The organism is Streptomyces sp. NPDC020489 (genome assembly GCF_044386545.1).
Lineage (GTDB): Bacteria > Actinomycetota > Actinomycetes > Streptomycetales > Streptomycetaceae > Streptomyces.
In genome coordinates this window covers 429,847-445,110 of the sequence record NZ_JBIRUZ010000002.1, presented here as the reverse complement: position 1 = coordinate 445,110, position 15,264 = coordinate 429,847, and the positions used below count along the sequence as shown (strand labels likewise).

The 15,264-nt window shown below is 71.7% G+C and carries 13 protein-coding genes and 1 pseudogene; 6 read left to right on the top strand and 8 right to left on the bottom strand.

The window, feature by feature from the left end; all coding sequences use genetic code 11:
* Window positions 1-121 precede the first annotated feature (121 nt).
* The 5 genes from ACH41F_RS05730 to ACH41F_RS05710 are packed head-to-tail and all read left to right on the top strand — an operon-like array spanning window position 122 to window position 4,028.
* On the top strand, window positions 122-304 hold the full coding sequence (locus ACH41F_RS05730) for a hypothetical protein (RefSeq protein ID WP_391232213.1): 183 nt from the start codon (window positions 122-124) through the stop codon (window positions 302-304).
* 22 nt (window positions 305-326) lie between these two features.
* The gene (locus tag ACH41F_RS05725; protein WP_398833247.1) at window positions 327-1,043 is read left to right on the top strand and encodes a hypothetical protein; all 717 of its coding nucleotides are present in this window, start codon (window positions 327-329) and stop codon (window positions 1,041-1,043) included.
* On the top strand, window positions 1,040-2,020 hold the full coding sequence (locus ACH41F_RS05720) for a DUF6895 family protein (RefSeq protein WP_398833244.1): 981 nt from the start codon (window positions 1,040-1,042) through the stop codon (window positions 2,018-2,020). The genes ACH41F_RS05725 and ACH41F_RS05720 overlap by 4 nt, the downstream gene beginning before the upstream one ends.
* Window positions 2,017-2,940 (top strand): DUF6895 family protein, encoded by a 924-nt coding sequence (locus ACH41F_RS05715; protein ID WP_398833241.1) that lies wholly within the window; start codon window positions 2,017-2,019, stop codon window positions 2,938-2,940. Before ACH41F_RS05720 ends, ACH41F_RS05715 begins: the two co-directional genes overlap by 4 nt.
* Window positions 2,937-4,028 (top strand): serine hydrolase domain-containing protein, encoded by a 1,092-nt coding sequence (locus tag ACH41F_RS05710; protein ID WP_398833239.1) that lies wholly within the window; start codon window positions 2,937-2,939, stop codon window positions 4,026-4,028. The genes ACH41F_RS05715 and ACH41F_RS05710 overlap by 4 nt, the downstream gene beginning before the upstream one ends.
* An 89-nt stretch (window positions 4,029-4,117) precedes the next feature.
* Here the strand turns inward: ACH41F_RS05710 and ACH41F_RS05705 are convergent.
* From ACH41F_RS05705 to ACH41F_RS05675, 7 genes and pseudogenes are all read right to left on the bottom strand, one after another.
* Window positions 4,118-5,491 (bottom strand): annotated as a pseudogene (locus tag ACH41F_RS05705) (alpha-lytic protease prodomain-containing protein).
* 313 nt (window positions 5,492-5,804) lie between these two features.
* The gene (locus ACH41F_RS05700) at window positions 5,805-7,010 is read right to left on the bottom strand and encodes an acyl-CoA dehydrogenase family protein (RefSeq protein ID WP_398833237.1); all 1,206 of its coding nucleotides are present in this window, start codon (window positions 7,008-7,010) and stop codon (window positions 5,805-5,807) included.
* A 1-nt stretch (window position 7,011) separates the two neighbouring features.
* Window positions 7,012-7,977, bottom strand: coding sequence for a 3-hydroxyacyl-CoA dehydrogenase NAD-binding domain-containing protein (locus tag ACH41F_RS05695; RefSeq protein ID WP_398833234.1), 966 nt, complete (start codon window positions 7,975-7,977; stop codon window positions 7,012-7,014).
* On the bottom strand, window positions 7,974-8,723 hold the full coding sequence (locus tag ACH41F_RS05690) for an acetoacetate decarboxylase (protein WP_398833232.1): 750 nt from the start codon (window positions 8,721-8,723) through the stop codon (window positions 7,974-7,976). Before ACH41F_RS05690 ends, ACH41F_RS05695 begins: the two co-directional genes overlap by 4 nt.
* 7 nt (window positions 8,724-8,730) lie before the next feature.
* On the bottom strand, window positions 8,731-9,522 hold the full coding sequence (locus ACH41F_RS05685) for a crotonase/enoyl-CoA hydratase family protein (protein ID WP_398833230.1): 792 nt from the start codon (window positions 9,520-9,522) through the stop codon (window positions 8,731-8,733).
* A gap of 19 nt (window positions 9,523-9,541) precedes the next feature.
* Window positions 9,542-10,711 (bottom strand): CaiB/BaiF CoA transferase family protein, encoded by a 1,170-nt coding sequence (locus ACH41F_RS05680; protein ID WP_398833228.1) that lies wholly within the window; start codon window positions 10,709-10,711, stop codon window positions 9,542-9,544.
* A 154-nt stretch (window positions 10,712-10,865) separates the two neighbouring features.
* Complete coding sequence (locus tag ACH41F_RS05675) at window positions 10,866-11,777, bottom strand: LysR family transcriptional regulator (protein ID WP_398833226.1); 912 nt, start codon at window positions 11,775-11,777, stop codon at window positions 10,866-10,868.
* Between the two features lie 354 nt (window positions 11,778-12,131).
* On the opposite strand from ACH41F_RS05675, the gene ACH41F_RS05670 reads away from it, so the two are divergent.
* The gene (locus tag ACH41F_RS05670; RefSeq protein ID WP_398833223.1) at window positions 12,132-14,147 is read left to right on the top strand and encodes a prolyl oligopeptidase family serine peptidase; all 2,016 of its coding nucleotides are present in this window, start codon (window positions 12,132-12,134) and stop codon (window positions 14,145-14,147) included.
* 126 nt (window positions 14,148-14,273) lie between these two features.
* On the opposite strand, the gene ACH41F_RS05665 is transcribed toward ACH41F_RS05670, so the two are convergent.
* Complete coding sequence (locus ACH41F_RS05665; protein ID WP_398833221.1) at window positions 14,274-15,179, bottom strand: LysR family transcriptional regulator; 906 nt, start codon at window positions 15,177-15,179, stop codon at window positions 14,274-14,276.
* Window positions 15,180-15,264 lie beyond the last annotated feature (85 nt).

Genomic DNA, 15,264 nt, shown 5'->3' with positions numbered 1-15,264 from the left:
GATCACTTTGATGTTGAAGACAACATCAACAAATTCCGAAAAATCCTGCATCAATCCCCATGAAGCGGACACCCCGAACGATGAAGCCGAATCCACTTCTAGACATCGAGGAGATGGTGGTATGGCTGCCGAGAAGATCGCTCAGGAAACCCGCCTGGCGGACATCGACATCGAGGCGGTGCTCGACCCCGCCGAGCCGGACGGCGTCTACCGCGACAGCAGGCAGTGCGGCGCACTGGCGCTGTCCTCCGGGACGACCAACCTTCTGCTGTCGCCGCCGACCCCGCGGCCGAAGAAGGGCTGAACGGATCGACGGGAGCAACCCCATGAAGCAGTCAGGTACCTCCGCCCTCCTGCAGGGCGCGGTGCAGGACCTCGCTTCGAGCGTGGTCTCCGCCCTTCGGGGCGGAGGCCACGCGCCTTCGGCCGCTGCGGCCGCGGGCGCCTCGCTCGGCGACGACCTCACCTTCGCGGCCGCCCGTGTGCTGGGCGCCGACCTCCTGCTGCCAGGCATCCTGCGCCGCACCACGCCCCCGCAGGAGCACCTCGCCGTCATCCGGCGGACCCTCGCCCTCTTCCCGCCCCGGCCGCAGGCCGCGCCCACCGTCCAGTGGAGCCACTGGGCCATGCGGCGCTCGCTGCGTCTGGCCGGCGACGCACCCACGACCACCGGCTCATGGGCGACGGGCCCCGAGGAGCCGGAACCCGACACCGCCTGGATCGACGGCGTCCCCTGGCCCCAACTGACCCACCAACTCGCCGTGCTGGCACCCCTAGCGCTGCCGGGCGAGGGCTGCGCGGTCGCCCGCGTCGCCCGCGCCCGCCCCCTCGACGTCTCCCGGGGCTTCGTCCGGGCCGTACGGCGCCGGGACTGGCAGCAGGCGGCCGGCGCCGGACGATGGCTGGCCACCCTCGACGACGTGCCGCACACCCTGGGCCTGGACAAGGGCCTCGACTTCGTCGAACTCATGAGCGACGGCGATCCCCGGGTGCTGCTCCAGGTGCAGGCGGCACGGCTGATGAGAGCCGGAGCGTACGCGTGACGGCGGCACCGGCCGCACGGGTGCGCGACGCGGCGCTGCACTGGCTGGGGCGCAACCGGGAGCGGTTCGCCCTGGACGCCGACGCGCTGTCCCCGGACGGCCGCGCGGACCGCAGCTGGAAGCCACTCGGCGAACTGGCCCAGGTCGGCGCCACGCTCACCCTCCGCACCCCGCCCGGCGACCCCGCGCAGGGCCGGGCACGCGAACTCCTCGCCTTCGCCTGGCAGCAGACGCATGACGGCGCCCTGTTCGTCCGCCTCCAGCGCGCGGAGCCCTTCGCCACCTACCCCCTGGAGGTCTACTCCGCCTTCGCGGCCGCCGGGCTGCGGCACCCCGACTACGAGCGGGTCGCCGCCACCATGGCGCGCATCCGCGGCTGGCGGTGCGCGGAACAGGACCCCACCCGGCGCCTCGGCGTCCTCCAGGCCGAACGGCACACGGGCGCGGACCGCGGTGCGCCGCTGGAGCCGATCCTCGCCGCCACCTGGCTCGGCGGACTGCCGGAGCCCTGGAGTTTCGAACGCTCGTCCGGCTACGCGCTCACCCACGTCGTCTTCCACCTGACCGACTGGGGACGCGGCGGTCCCGGCACACCCCCCGCCATGACCGCCTACCTTCACGACTGGCTGCCCGCGTGGCTCACCACCTGCCTGGAGGCCGGGATGTGGGACCTCGGGTGCGAACTGCTGGCCGTGGCGGCGAGCCTCCCGCGCCCCGACGAGGCGCTGCTGCGCGAGAGCTGGACGCGACTCGCCGACGCGCAGGACCCGTCCGGGGCCCTGCCCGAGCAGGACGGGCTTCCCACCAGCGGCGAAGCCGACTTCATCCACACCTACCACTCCACCCTGATGGCCGCCTTCGCGGCCGGCCTCACGGTCGCCCCGGCGGTCCGGACCGACGCCTCCCGCACGCTGCGGCACCCGCAGCGGGCACGGGCCGTGCGAGTGGTGCACGACGCACAAGGAGTGTCCGGATGACCGACACCCGCCTGTTGCACACCGTGGGCGCTCGGGCCGTCGAATGGCTGTGGGCCCACCGCGACGGATTCCGGCTCGAAACCGACGTGGACCCGGAGACCGGTTTCCTGGAGCGGTTCAAGCCCATCGGCGAACTCGCCCTGGTCTGCAAGGTGCTCTTCCGAGAGGGGGCCGCCGGCTCGGTCCAGGCCGAACTGGCCCGCCGACTGCTGGACCACGTCTGGCGCGACACCCTGGACGGCGGACGGATGCTGGTCCGCGGGCAGCGCATCGAGCCGATCTCCCCGATCCCCTTCGAGGTCTACCTGCCGTTCCGTGAACTGGGCTACAGCCAGCCCGACATCGAGCACGCAGCCCGGCTCAACCACCGCCTGGAGAGCTGGACGTCCTTCGAGACGACCCCCACCCGACGACTGGGCCTGTCGACGTTCCAGCGCCGCTTCGGCCTCACCCCGCACCCGTCCGAGCACGAGGCCCTCACCACGACCTGGCTGGCCCGCACCCCCGAACCCTGGACGGTCGAGGGACACATCGCCTACGACGTGACACACGCCGTCTTCCATCTCACCGACTGGGGCGAGAACCCCGACGGCCTGCCCCCCGACCTCGCCGACTACCTCGCCGCCTGGCTGCCCGCCTGGATCGACGACTGGCTGGACCTCCAGCGCTGGGACCTCCTCGGCGAACTCCTCGTCGTGGACGCCTGTCTGCCCCGGCCGACCCTCCACGAGGACGCCTGGGCGGCCTTCGCCGCGGCGCAGCAGCCGGACGGCGCCATGCCCGCGGTGCGCGCGATGCCGGTCACCGACGACCGCGACGAACTCTTCGACCTCATCTACCACCCCACCCTGGTCGCCGCCTTCGCCTCCACCCTGGCCACCTCCCGCTCCCTGAGCCAACTCGCGCAGGCCGCCTCATGACCGGCAACGACCTGCCCTGGCTCGCCCTCGACGACCTCTCCGTCGGGCTGGTGAGCGTGGGCCGGACGCCCGAGCCCCGTCGTGAGCCCGAGGCGGAGCTGGACGCGCGCCTGGCCGCCGCCGTGGACGCCGTCGGCGCCCCCGACGCCGTGTTCGCCCTCTCCCGCCACGGCCGCCGCCTGGTGCGCTCCGGCGGCACCGCCCCCGCGCCGGCGGCCAGCCGCGCGGAACGGCGCTACGAGATCGGCTCGGCCACCAAGACCTTCACCGCCCTGCTGCTCACCCGGCTGATCGACACCGGAGCCGTCACCGGCAGCGAACCCGCCGCCACGCTCCTGGCACCCGCCGACTCCGCCCCGGCGTCCCCCGCCACCCTGGCGCACCTGATCACCCACACGGCGGGACTGCCCCCGCTTCCCAGGGACTTCTACGTCAACGCCCTGCCCGCCTGGCGCACGAACCCCTACGCCCGCTATCCCGCCCCGCGCGTACGGGAGGCCTTCCTGCGCCACCACCCCCGGCACCGGCCCGGCACGCGCTGGCGCTACTCCAACTTCGGCGTCGCCGTCCTGGGCCTGGCCCTGTCGGCGGCCACGGGCACCACCTGGGAGGAGCTGCTGGCCGCCGAGGTCCTGCACCCCCTGGGCCTCGCCGACACGGCCACGCGCGGGGATCACGTCCGCGACGCGGTCGGCCACCGCAAGGACGGTGTCACCCCGACCCCCGGGTTCGACGCGGGCGGCTTCCAGGCGGCCGGAGCGCTGCGCTGCACCCCCAACGACCTGCTGACCTTCCTCGAAGCCCATCTCCAGCCCGCGGCAACGCCCTTGCGGGAGGCGCTCACCGCCGTACAAAGGCCCGTGCTGCGCCGGGGCCTGACCCACCGGCACGTCCACACCGCGGGCTGGTTCCGGCACCCCACCGAGGGCGGGCCGATGTACTTCCACAGCGGCGCCACCCTCGGCCAGCAGGCGTTCCTGGGGTTCAGGCCGGACACCGGGACGGCCCTGGCGGCGGTGTGCACCCGCCGCTTCGGCGCACGGGATCCGTTCATCCCGACCGCGTACGGGCTGCTGGCGGGGCAGTAGCGCGAGCCGCTCTCAGGCGGCCACAGGGCCTGCCGGACGCGACCCGGCCCGGGCGCGCGCAGGTGCCGCGCCCGGGTGCGGACCGGTCGTCACAGACGCTGCCACAGGGCGGGCGTGACGTCCGGGGCCCAGACGCCCTGCGCCTGGTGCGTCTGGAGGCACCGGTAGCTGTACTGGCCCTGCGTCACCGTGGCGCCGACCTCGTAGACCCGGCCGGTGCTTCAGGCGTCGGCCGCGCCGCCGTTCTGCTCGGGGGCCGCGCCGCTCTGCGTGGTGGTCTTCAGCGTCAGTCCGTAGTCGCCGAGGATGGGGTTGACCGGCTGGAAGAAGGTGGTGCCGCCGCCGGTGCAGTCGCCGGAGCCACCCGACAGGACCCCTTGCGCCTGGGCGCCGGCGACATAGGACCCGCCGGAGTCGCCGGGCTCCGCGCACACGTTCGTGCGGGTCACCCCGTCCACGGTGCCCTCGGCGTAGCTGACGCTGGTGTCCTGCTGCTGGACGGTGCCGCAGTGCCAGCCGGTGGTGGAGCCCGAGCGGCACACCGCGGCCCCCACGACCGCCTGCACGGAACCGGCGACCTGGACCTTCTCGCCGTTCTCGGCCTTGACGTCCGGGGTGGCGGTCCAGTCGGCGTTGACGGCCACCCACGACATGTCCTTGCCCGGGAACGCGGAGCCCTGGAAGGTGCCCTGGGCGCTCTTGTCCGCTCCGGCGGTCGTGGAGCCCGCGGTGCCGCAGTGGCCGGCCGACACGAAGCCCTGCTGTTCGGCCTTGGTGGCGGAGAAGCCGATGGAGCAGCGTGCCTTGTCGTCGATGTAGTAGGCGTCGCCGCCGACGAGGTCCTTCAGGACGCGCGGGCGCTGCGTGGTGAGACGGACGCTCGTCATGTCGGCGTCGACGTCGGCCGCGGCGAGGAAGGCGGTGGCCGCGGCCTGGCTGGTGGCCTCGACGGTGACCCGGTTGCTGGGGATGTCGACGTACCAGACGGGGGTGGCGGTGGTGTCGGTGTCCGCGGCGGCCTCGCTGAGCTGTTTCTTCACGTCGCGCAGGTCGCCGAGGCCGAAGCGGACGACCGCGGCGGTGGCGCCCTGGGCCTCGATCAGGGGGACGTCGGCCTTGTCGGTGGTGGCGACGGTCAGTTCGGCGGAGGTGGCCCCCGTGACCCAGGCGCCGGCGAAGTGCGTACCCAGGGCGTTGTGCAGGATGCCCGCGCGGGTGCCGGCCTCCGCCTCGTTGGCCAGCCGCTCGGTCGCCTCCTCGGGGGTGAGGTGGAGGTCGCGCTGGAGCGCCCGCAGCACCTGGGGCGCGGGTCTGTCGGCCCCGAGGGTCTGGGCGGCGCTCGGGAGGGGGCCCCGGACGGGCGGCGGCTCGGCCGACGCGGCGGAGTGGACGGCGGTCAGTACGAGCGTGCCGAGAGCGACGAGGGCGGCGCTGCGTCCGCCGATGCGATGTCTGCCTGCCATGGGCATGCCTTTCGGAAGCGGTGAGCCATGCGAACAACAGGCCTAGCCGCCGCCACCAGGGGTGCTATCGGGAGGGCGGTCCTTTTGGGTACTTCGGGGGACACCGGAGGGGGCATGTGCAGTAGCCGGGGCCCGCGGCGCCCTTGACCGAGGCCTCCGTGTCTCGCGTGTAGCCGGGCCGACGCGGACAGGCGGGACACGACGCGGAACGCCCCGGGGCTCATGGCCCCGGGGCGTCGAGCGGCGCGGTCCGCCGCGGGACCGCCGGGTGCCGGTACGGCCGGTCCTTGGTGCGGCCGAGCGGCACCGTGTCTCACACGAAGGCGCTCTGGCCGGTGATCGACTTGCCCACGATCAGGGTGTTCATCTCGCGGGTGCCCTCGAAGGAGTAGATCGCCTCGGCGTCGGCGAAGAACCGGAAGATGTCGTGGTCCAGGAGGATGCCGTTGCCGCCGAAGATCTCCCGGCTCCAGCCGACGACCTCCCGCATCCGCGCGGTGACGAACGCCTTGGCCAGCGAGGAGTGTTCGTCACGGAAGATCCCGGCGTCCTGGAGGCGGGCGAGCTGCACCAGCATGCCCCAGGAGGCGGTGACGTTGCCGAGGCTCTTGACCAGGAGGTCCTGCACGAGCTGGAAGCCGCCGATGGGACGGCCGAACTGCTCACGTTCCCGGGCGTAGTCGAGGGCCAGTTCGTAGGCGCCGGCCATGACACCGAGCGCCTGCCAGGCCACCCCGGCGCGGGTGGCGCGCAGGATCTCGGCGACGTCGCGGAAGGAGTTGATGCCCTGCAGGCGGTTCGCCTCCGGGACGCGGACGTCGGTCAGCGTGATCTCGGCGTTCTCGACGATGCGGAAGGCGACCTTGTGCTGGATCTTCTCCGGGGTGAACCCGGGAGTGCCCTTCTCGACGACGAAGCCCTTGACGTGGTTGTCGTCGACGTCCCGCGCCCACACGACGACGTAGTCGGCGAAGGTGGCGTTGCCGATCCACTTCTTGGCGCCGTTCAGGATCCAGTCGTCGCCCTCGCGCCGGGCGGTGGTCCGCATCCCGCCCGCGACATCGGAACCACCGAGGGGCTCGGTCATCGCGAAGGCGCCGATCTTGTCCATCGCGGCCATGGCCGGCAGCCAGCGGTCGCGCTGTTCCTGGTCGCCGCCGGAGTGGATCGAGTACATCGCCAGTCCGTTGTGGACGCCGAAGAACGTCGACACCGAGGCGTCGGTACGGGCCATCTCCATGGCGAGCGTGCCGGACAGGAGGTTGCTCGCGGCGGGCTTGTGCTCGCCGTAGCCCTCGTAGGGCAGGCCGGCCAGGCCGCTGTCGCGGAACAGGTCGATGAGTTCCGTGGGGAACTCGCCCTTCGCCCAGTGGTCGTTCACCAGCGGCTTGACCTGGTCGCGCATGAGGTCACGGGCCTTGAGGAGGATCTTGCGCTCCTCGTCCGGGAGCAGCGACTCGAAGTGGTAGAAGTCGGCGGTCAGTTCGCCGGTGAGGGGTCCGGCTGTCGGGGTGGTCATCTCAGTTCTCCTCCTTGGGCTGGGTCGTTCCGGTCGCACTGTCCAGCGCGTCCAGGACGGCCAGTTGCTTGCGGTCGCGCGTCTCGGCGAGTTCCGAGTACGTGGAGGAGCCGTAAGCCTTTTCCACGGCTTCGATGAGCCGTTCCTGCTGGGCGGGGGTCTGTGCGGGGCGGTCGAGGCCGTCCCCCATGGCCTGCATCGAGGCGCCGATGTGTTCGACCAGGTGCCGGTAGCCGCCGGGGCCCCCGCCCAGGTGGGAGCCGAGGAACGGACCGACCGTGGCCCAGCGCAGGCCGAGGGAGTTGGTCACGACCCGGTCGAGGTCCTCGGGGGTGACCACGCCCTGCTCGACGAGGTGCACCGCTTCGCGGCTGAGCGCGTTCTGCAGGCGGTTGCCGACGAAGCCGGGGATCTCCTTGCGCTCGACGACCGGGGTGCGGCCGACCGAGGTGTAGAAGTCGAGCGCGGCCTGTATCGCGTCCTCGCCGGTGCGTTCGCCGGGGACGACCTCGACCAGCGGGAGCAGGTGCGGCGGGTTGAAGGGGTGGCCGATCAGGACGCGGGCGGCGTCCTCGTCCGCCAGCTCCCCCGTGAACGCCGTGGACGCGATCGCGGACGAGGAGCTGAGCAGCAGCGCGTGGGTGGGCGCCTCGCGGGCCAGCGTGGCGAACAGGTCCTTCTTGAACTCGACGCGCTCCGGGCCGTTCTCCTGGACGACGTCCGCGTCCCGGACCGCCTCGGTCACGTCGGCGGCGAGGTGCACCCGGTCGGCGAGGCCGGTCACATCCAGGTTGCGGGCGGCCAGATGCGGCGCGTACCGGGCGAGGGCCTCGTCCACCGCCCCGGCGAGGTCCTCGCGCGGGTCGCTCACCCGGACGGTCAGGCCGTACGCCGCGAACAGCGCTGTCCAGGACAGTCCGATGGTGCCGGCGCCGATGACGGCGGCCGTACGGAAGGGGCGGTTCATGCGGAAGCGCCTCCCTTCAGGTAGTCGTGGACCGGCTCGACGCCGTTGAGCGTCAGGTCGGTGAGGATGTGGCTGGCGGAGACGACCTCCAGCACCGGCAGGTCCGCCAGCGGCGCCAGCACGTGCTGGAACAGCTGGAGCCGGGCCGGTCCGGTCCAGGCCTGCTTGACGGTGAGGTCGGTGATGCGGGTGCGCACGAGTTCCTGCACGCGCGGTGTGCCGTCGTAGCCGGGGATGGTCTTGAGCATGAACGTCGGCACGCCGACCTGTTCCTCGGCCTCGCGCCGGTCCAGCTCGTGGTGCTTGTAGCCCATGGTCGCGGTGGCGACCCGCAGTGAGCCGTGGTCGAGGGTGCCGACCAGCGCGCCGGAGTCGACGTACAGCGACGGGGAGCCCATGACCTTCGGGTACGCGGAGACCTCGCGGCCGGAGGCGGTCGCCGGGAAGTTGTCGAGGTACATCGCGTGCAGGTACTCGCCCCGCTCGCCCTCGAAGCTGACGGGGATCGCCTGGCCGGCCTCCGTGTAGGGGCCGTAGCCGCTGACGTCGCCCATCTTCATGACCTCGAACCGGACCAACGGCTCGTCGATCCGCAGCGGTTCGGGGACGACGGCCCGCAGGGCGCCGGGATCGGTGCGGTAGACGATGTTGAGGTACTCGCGGTCGGTGAACCGCGGGACCATCGGCGCGTACGCGGGGCTGGTGAGCGGGGTGGTGAGGTGCTGCCGTACGTCCTGGGTCCTCATGCCTGCCTCACCGCCCCGTCCAGCGCGGCGCGCGGCGCTCGGCGAAGGCGGTCATGCCCTCGGTCACGTCGGCGGAGGCCATCAGGGTCCTCATCTCACCGCGCTGGAAGGCGAAGGCCTCGGCGTCCGGGGCTCCGTCGGCCGCACGGACGACGCGCTTGACGGCGGCCAGCGCCAACGGGGCGTTCGTGGCCAGCTGTTCGGCCAGGCGCACGGCCTCGGCGACGGCCAGGCCCTTGGCGGTGACCCGGTTGGCCAGACCCAGCTCCCCGGCGCGGCGCCCGTCGACGGGCTCGCCGGTCAGCAGCAGCTCCATGGCCAGGTGGTGCGGGATGCGCTTGGGCAGCCGGATCACGCCTCCGCCCGCGGCGATCAGGCCGCGCTTGACCTCGGGCAGGCCGAACCGGGCGTCCTCGGCGGCGACGATCAGGTCGCAGGCCAGGGCGAGTTCGAAGCCGCCGCCCATGGCGAAGCCCTCCACGGCGGCGATCAGCGGCTTGGTGGGCTCGGCCTCGGTCAGGCCGCCGAACCCGCGCCCCTCGACCTCGGGTGACTCGCCGCGCAGCGCGGCCTTGAGGTCCATGCCGGCGCTGAACGTGCCGCCCTCGCCGGTCAGGACGCCGGCCCGCAGTTCGGAGTCGGCCTCCAACTCGGCGAGCGCGGCGGCCAGTTCGGTGGCGACGGCCGCGTTGACGGCGTTGCGTGCCTCGGGGCGGTCGAGGGTGATGAGGAGGGCGGTCCCGACGCGTTCGGTGCGAACGACGGGAGGTTGGGCCTGGGTGGGGGTTGGGGTGCTCATGGGGTCTTCTCCTGCCCGATCAGTGGGTGGTGGCGGCGAGTTCGGCGAGGACGTCCTCGGTGTCCTGGCCCGCGACCGGGGCCAGCCGGCGGATCGAGCCCGGAGTGGCGGAGAACCGCACCGGGATGCCGATGGTGCGGACGGTGCCCTCGGTGGGATGCTCGACGCTGTCCAGCAGGTGGCCGTCCTGGACGTACGGGTCCTCGTGGGCGCGGTCCAGTTCCAGCACCGGGGCCATCGGGATGCTGTGCTTGGCGCACACCTCCGCCCACTCCTCGGTGGTCAGCGCCGGGGCGCAGGTCTCCAGAAGCGCGGCCAGGGCCTCGTGGTCGGCGCTGTCGATGCTCTCGCCGTTGACACGCGGGTCCTCGGCGAGGTCCGGGCGTCCCGCGGCGGTGAGGAAGTCCCGGTAGTTCTGCGGGTTGTACGGCATGACGCAGGCCAGGCCGTCCTTGGTGCGTACCGCCTTGTGGCCCTTGAGCATCGACAGGGCGAAGCCGGTGGGGCCGGTCTCGGGCACGTGGGTGTGGCCCGCGAGGTGCTCGACCAGGTTGAACGCGATCAGGGTGTCGGTCATCGGGATCTCGACGAGCTGGCCCTGGCTGGTGCTGTTCCGGTGCAACAGGGCGGCCAGCACGCTGTAGGCGATGGTCAGTGAGGAGACCTTGTCGCCGATGATGGTCGGCAGGTAGACGGGCTCGCCAAGGGCGCGGTCGGCGATGTCGACCAGACCGGAGGCCGCCTGGACGGTCTCGTCGTACGCGGCGTTGCCTGCGCGGTCGGAGTCGCTGCGGAAGCCCTGGGCGTGCGCGTAGACCAGGCCGGGGTTGCGGGCGGCGACGTCGTCGTAGGACAGGCCGAGGCGGTGCAGGGCGCCGGGCCGCATGTTGGTGATCAGCACGTCCGCGGTGTCGATCAGCTGGAGCGCGCGCTCGCGGTCGGTGTCGTCCTTGAGGTTGAGGGACACGCTGCGCTTGTTGCGATTGACGTTGAGGTTCAGCGGGGTCATGCCGGGCGTGGTGCGGTAGTGGCCGACGCGGACGGTGTCGGCGGGAGACTCGATCTTGATCACGTCGGCGCCGAGGTCTCCGAGGATCTGGGCGGCGTAGGGGCCCATCACCACGGTCGAGAGGTCGATCACGCGGGTGCCCGCCAGGGGGCCGGTGACGGTGTCTGCGGAATCCGTCATGGCTGTTCCTCACTCCTTGCTTAAATGTTCTCCGTGTATCTGCCAACTAAGTTACGCCGGATTGTGTCGCGAATGAAGTCGAGGGAATGACCGAATAGCGAAAGACGGTATGACCGCAGCGGTCACACCGTCTTTCGTGAAGGATGTGTGGCGGTTATGAGTGGAGTGGATCGGTGAAGATCTCGCGAGCCGCCTGAGCTACTTCTTGCAGGTCACCGCCATCGCCCCGGTCCTTCCGCCATATCAGGCCGGTCTCCAGTCGAGGATGGAAATCGGAGAACGGGAGGACCGTCACATTGTCCAGATGGAAATTCCTGACCGGACTTCTGTCGTCCAGCATGGAAATGGAGAAAGCCAGCCCGCTGGACACTATCTCGGAAATGCCGTCGAATGTGGTGCTGCTGATCTCGATGCGTTTCTTGATGCCGAGGCCGGACAGCTGCTGGTCGAGTCCGCGGAAGTACGCCGTGGTCATGCCCGCGGGGGAGACCACGTAGGAGAGGTCGGCCAGTTCCGCGAGGGCGACGGACTCCCGTCCGGCGAACCGGTCCCGGGGAACGACCGCTCCGAGCCGTTCGGTCATCACCGGCAGCAGCTCCAGTGCCGGGTCGCCGCCGACCGGGAGGCGCGCCAGCGTCAGCGCGAGTCTGCCGTCGCAGACGGCGTCCACGAGACGGTCGTTGCCGCCCGGCCAGCGCTTGATCTCGTAGCGGTCGCCGACCCGCTCGGCCAGGGCGTCCAGCCGCTCACGCAGATCCGGATGGATACCGGTGGGCACGCCGACCAGCAGGGTGGTCCGCTGCGGGCGCGCCGTCTCGTCCAGCCGCCACTGGATGGAGTCGACCTGCTCCAGTACGCCCCGCGCGATCGGCAGCAGCGCGTTGCCGGCCGGCGTGAGGGCCACATGGTGGGTGTCGCGGTCGAAGAGACGGTGCCCGAGCTCCTTTTCGAGATCCTTGATCCGTCTGCTCAGTGGGGAGGCCGCCATGTGCAGCTTGCGTGCCGCGGTCGAGAAGTTCAGTTCCTGGGCGACGGCGACGAAGTAACGCAGATGCAGGAGTTCCACGGTGCCACGGTAGAGGGCCGCCCGCAGGACATGATCAAGGGCCTCACCGGAGGCCGACCGGGTGGGGGGCGCGGCAGCTCGGTCGCGGAGGGCCGGTGGGGTCGAACTGGTCAACAGCCGTTCTCCGCCGGGGCCTGTTCCCTCCGCTATTTGTCCTTCTTGAGCTTGTGCTCCCGCCAGAGCGAGATCGATCCGCTGAGGACGGTGATCACGATGATCATGATGGCGGCGCAACTCGCAGACGGTGAAGGCGATCCCGTCCGACCGAACCGATAGGGCGGGATCTTCGTGTTGAGCTGTGCGTCGGCCCGAACTCCCTGGCCGGGGCGTCGCCTTGGGGCGACAATCACCCGCATGACCGAGTCCTCCGGTGGCGCATCCACCTTCCGTGACCTGTCCGCCTTCGTCGCCCGCCCCCGCGTCACCTCCCTTGCCCTGTCCTGCGACGGCAGTCGTCTCGTCGCGGCCGTGCAGTCGTTGTCCGGGGACGGAACGCGCTACGTGTCGGGTCTGTGGGAGATCGACCCGGCCGGGAAGCGGGACGCGCTGCGGCTGACCCGCTCCGACAAGGGGGAGGCGGCGCCGGTGTTCGGTCCGGACGGGACGCTGTATTTCCTGTCCGGTCGCGCCGCCGCGGACAGTGACGGCGACGAGGACGAGGGCGCCGCGCTGTGGGCGCTCCCCCCGCGCGGCGAGGCCGCCATCGTGGCCCGGCACCCGGGCGGGATCACCGCGGTCACCGTCGCCCGGGCCTCCGGGGCGCTGTGCCACACCGCGGGCCTGCTGCCGGGTGCTGCCGACGCCGAGGCACACGGCAAGCTGCGCGCGGCACGCAGGGACGCGAAGGTCACCGCGATCCTCTACGAGGCCGGCCCGACCCGCGCCTGGGACCACGACCTGGGTCCGGCGGAGCCGCACACCTTCGTCCGCGCCGGTGTGGACGCGGAACCGGTCGACGCCGGTGGACAGGGGGTCGGCCTGGAGGACCCGGGGGACACGGCGCTGTCGCCGGACGGCACACGGGTCGCGTACCGCCGGTTCGTGCCCGGGCGGGTCCCGGACGAGCACCGCACCGCCGTGGTGGTGGCCGACGCGGCGAGCGGCGAGGAGATCTACGTCGTCGGCGATCTGGAGCACCTGTATGAGGCCCCGCGGTTCACGCACGACGGTTCGGCCGTCGTGTGCCGCCGGATGCGCTACCCGACGTATGACGAATCCGGGGACGTGACCCTCGTCCGGATCGACCTGGCCGACGGCCCGGTGCGGGACCTGCTGCCCGGATTCGACAACTGGCCCGGTGACGTGGCCTGTTCACCGGTCGACGACACCGTCTTCTTCACGTCCGACGAGCAAGGGCACGCGCCCGTCTTCCGCCGCGACCCGGACGGCGGCGTCACACGACTGACCGCGTCGGGCGCGTACGGCTCGCTGACCGTGGCCCCCGACGGGCGGACGCTCTACGTCCTGCGCCACGCGGTCGACGCCCCGCCGACACCCGTCCGGATCGCTGCCGATGCCGTCGACCAGACTCCGGTCGAGCTGCCTGCCCCGGGGGACGTCGGGGAGCTGCCCGGCACGCTCACCGAGGTGCACGCGGAGGCGGACGACGGGTTCGTCCTGCGCGGCTGGCTCGTGCTGCCCGAGGGCGCGTCCGCCGAGCGGCCCGCGCCGCTGCTCGTCGCGGTCCACGGCGGACCGCAGTTCAGCTGGAACGGCTGGACCTGGCGCTGGAACCCGTGGCCGTTCGCCGCGCGCGGCTATGCGGTGCTGCTGCCGGACCCGGCCCTGTCGACCGGTTACGGACAGATCAACCACCGCCGGGGTTGGGGGCAGTGGGGCGGGCGGCCCTTTACCGATGTGATCGCGCTGACGGACGCGACCGAGGCCCGGGACGACATCGACGCCGGACGCACGGCGCTCGCGGGCGGCTCGTACGGCGGTTACATGGCGAACCGGGTCGCCACCAGCACGGACCGGTTCAAGGCGATCATCAGCCATGCGGGCCTGTGGGACCTGCGGATGTTCCAGGGCGACACCGACGTGCCCTGGTACTTCCAACGGATCTTCGGCGACCCCCTGACCCACCCCGAGCGCTACGAGGCGGACTCCCCGCACCTGGACGTCGCCACAATCCGCACCCCGATGCTCGTCATCCACGGGGCGAAGGACTACCGCGTGCCGGTCGGGCAGGGCGCCACGCTCTTCCAGGAACTGCAACGCCACGAAGTCCCCGCGAAATACCTCTACTTCCCGGACGAGAACCACTGGATCCTGAAGCCGAACCACGCGCGCGTCTGGTACGAGACGTTCCTCAACTTCCTCGACCACCACGTCCTCGGGGCCGAATGGCAGCGACCCGGACTGCTCTGACCGGCCGAGCCGGGTGCGGGCACGCCCGTCCCCGCGTGCCGGTGATCTGATCCGGGGTTCGCTCAGCGGGTGGCCGTACGACCCAAGGGGGTTGTATGGGCGTAGAAGTGAGGCGGGCGGCGCCGATTACGACTCTTCGCGCATGGCCAGTGCGTTCCGTGCCAGCTCGCGCAGCCAGGTGTGGGCGTGGTCGGTGTCGTAGCGCTGATGCCACGACAGGTACAGGAGGGCCGGTGGCAGGTCGAGCGGGAGGGGGAGCGCGACCAGGCCGAGGTCGGCGATCGATGACCGCGTGGTGACTTCGGGGACGCTGACCAGGAGGTCGGACGCGCGCGCGAACTCCAGCGCGGCTGCTTCCGTGGGCGCCGTCGCCACCACGCGGCGGGTGAGGCCGAGTTGGGCGAGGGCGTCGTCGAGCGCGTTGCCGAGGTTTCCGCGGCGCGAGACGCTGACGTGCTCAGCGGCGGCGTACTGCTCTGCGGTGACGGTCCCGGCGCGGGCGAGAGGGTGCCCCTGTCTCGCGACGATGACGAGGCGGGTCTCGCCCACCTTCTCGGCACGGATCTCAGGTGCGCTCGGCCGGTTGGCATTCGCCTCCAAGTCGACCTCGCCGCGCCGCAACTCGGGGGTGTCGCCGCTCGATTCCGAGAGGAAACGCAGCCGCACGCCCGGCGCCCGTGCGCGCACGGCCGCGAGCAGGGCAGGGCCGCTCAGGGTGACCAGGGAATCGTGCCAGCGGAGTGTGAACGTGCGCTCCAGCGTGGCCAGGTCGAGTTCGCGGCTCGGTGCCAGCACCGCCTGGACCTGGTGCAGCAGTTCGTGCACCTGTTCCCGGACGGCGATCGCGTACGGCGTCGGGGTCATCGTGCGGCCGGTGCGCACCAGGATCTGATCCCCGGTCGTGCGCCGGATGCGGCCCAGGCTCCGGCTCATCGCGGGGGCGGTGACGTGCAGGCGCGCGGCCGCCCCGGCCACACTGCCCTCCTCCAGCAGGGCGTCGAGCGCGGCGAGCAGATTCAGATCCAATTGCATGCGAGTAATCCTAGGCGTGCTTGACATGCATTTGAAGTTAATCGTCGGGCTCTCTACCGTCGATGCGAGAGCGCAGGACGGAACG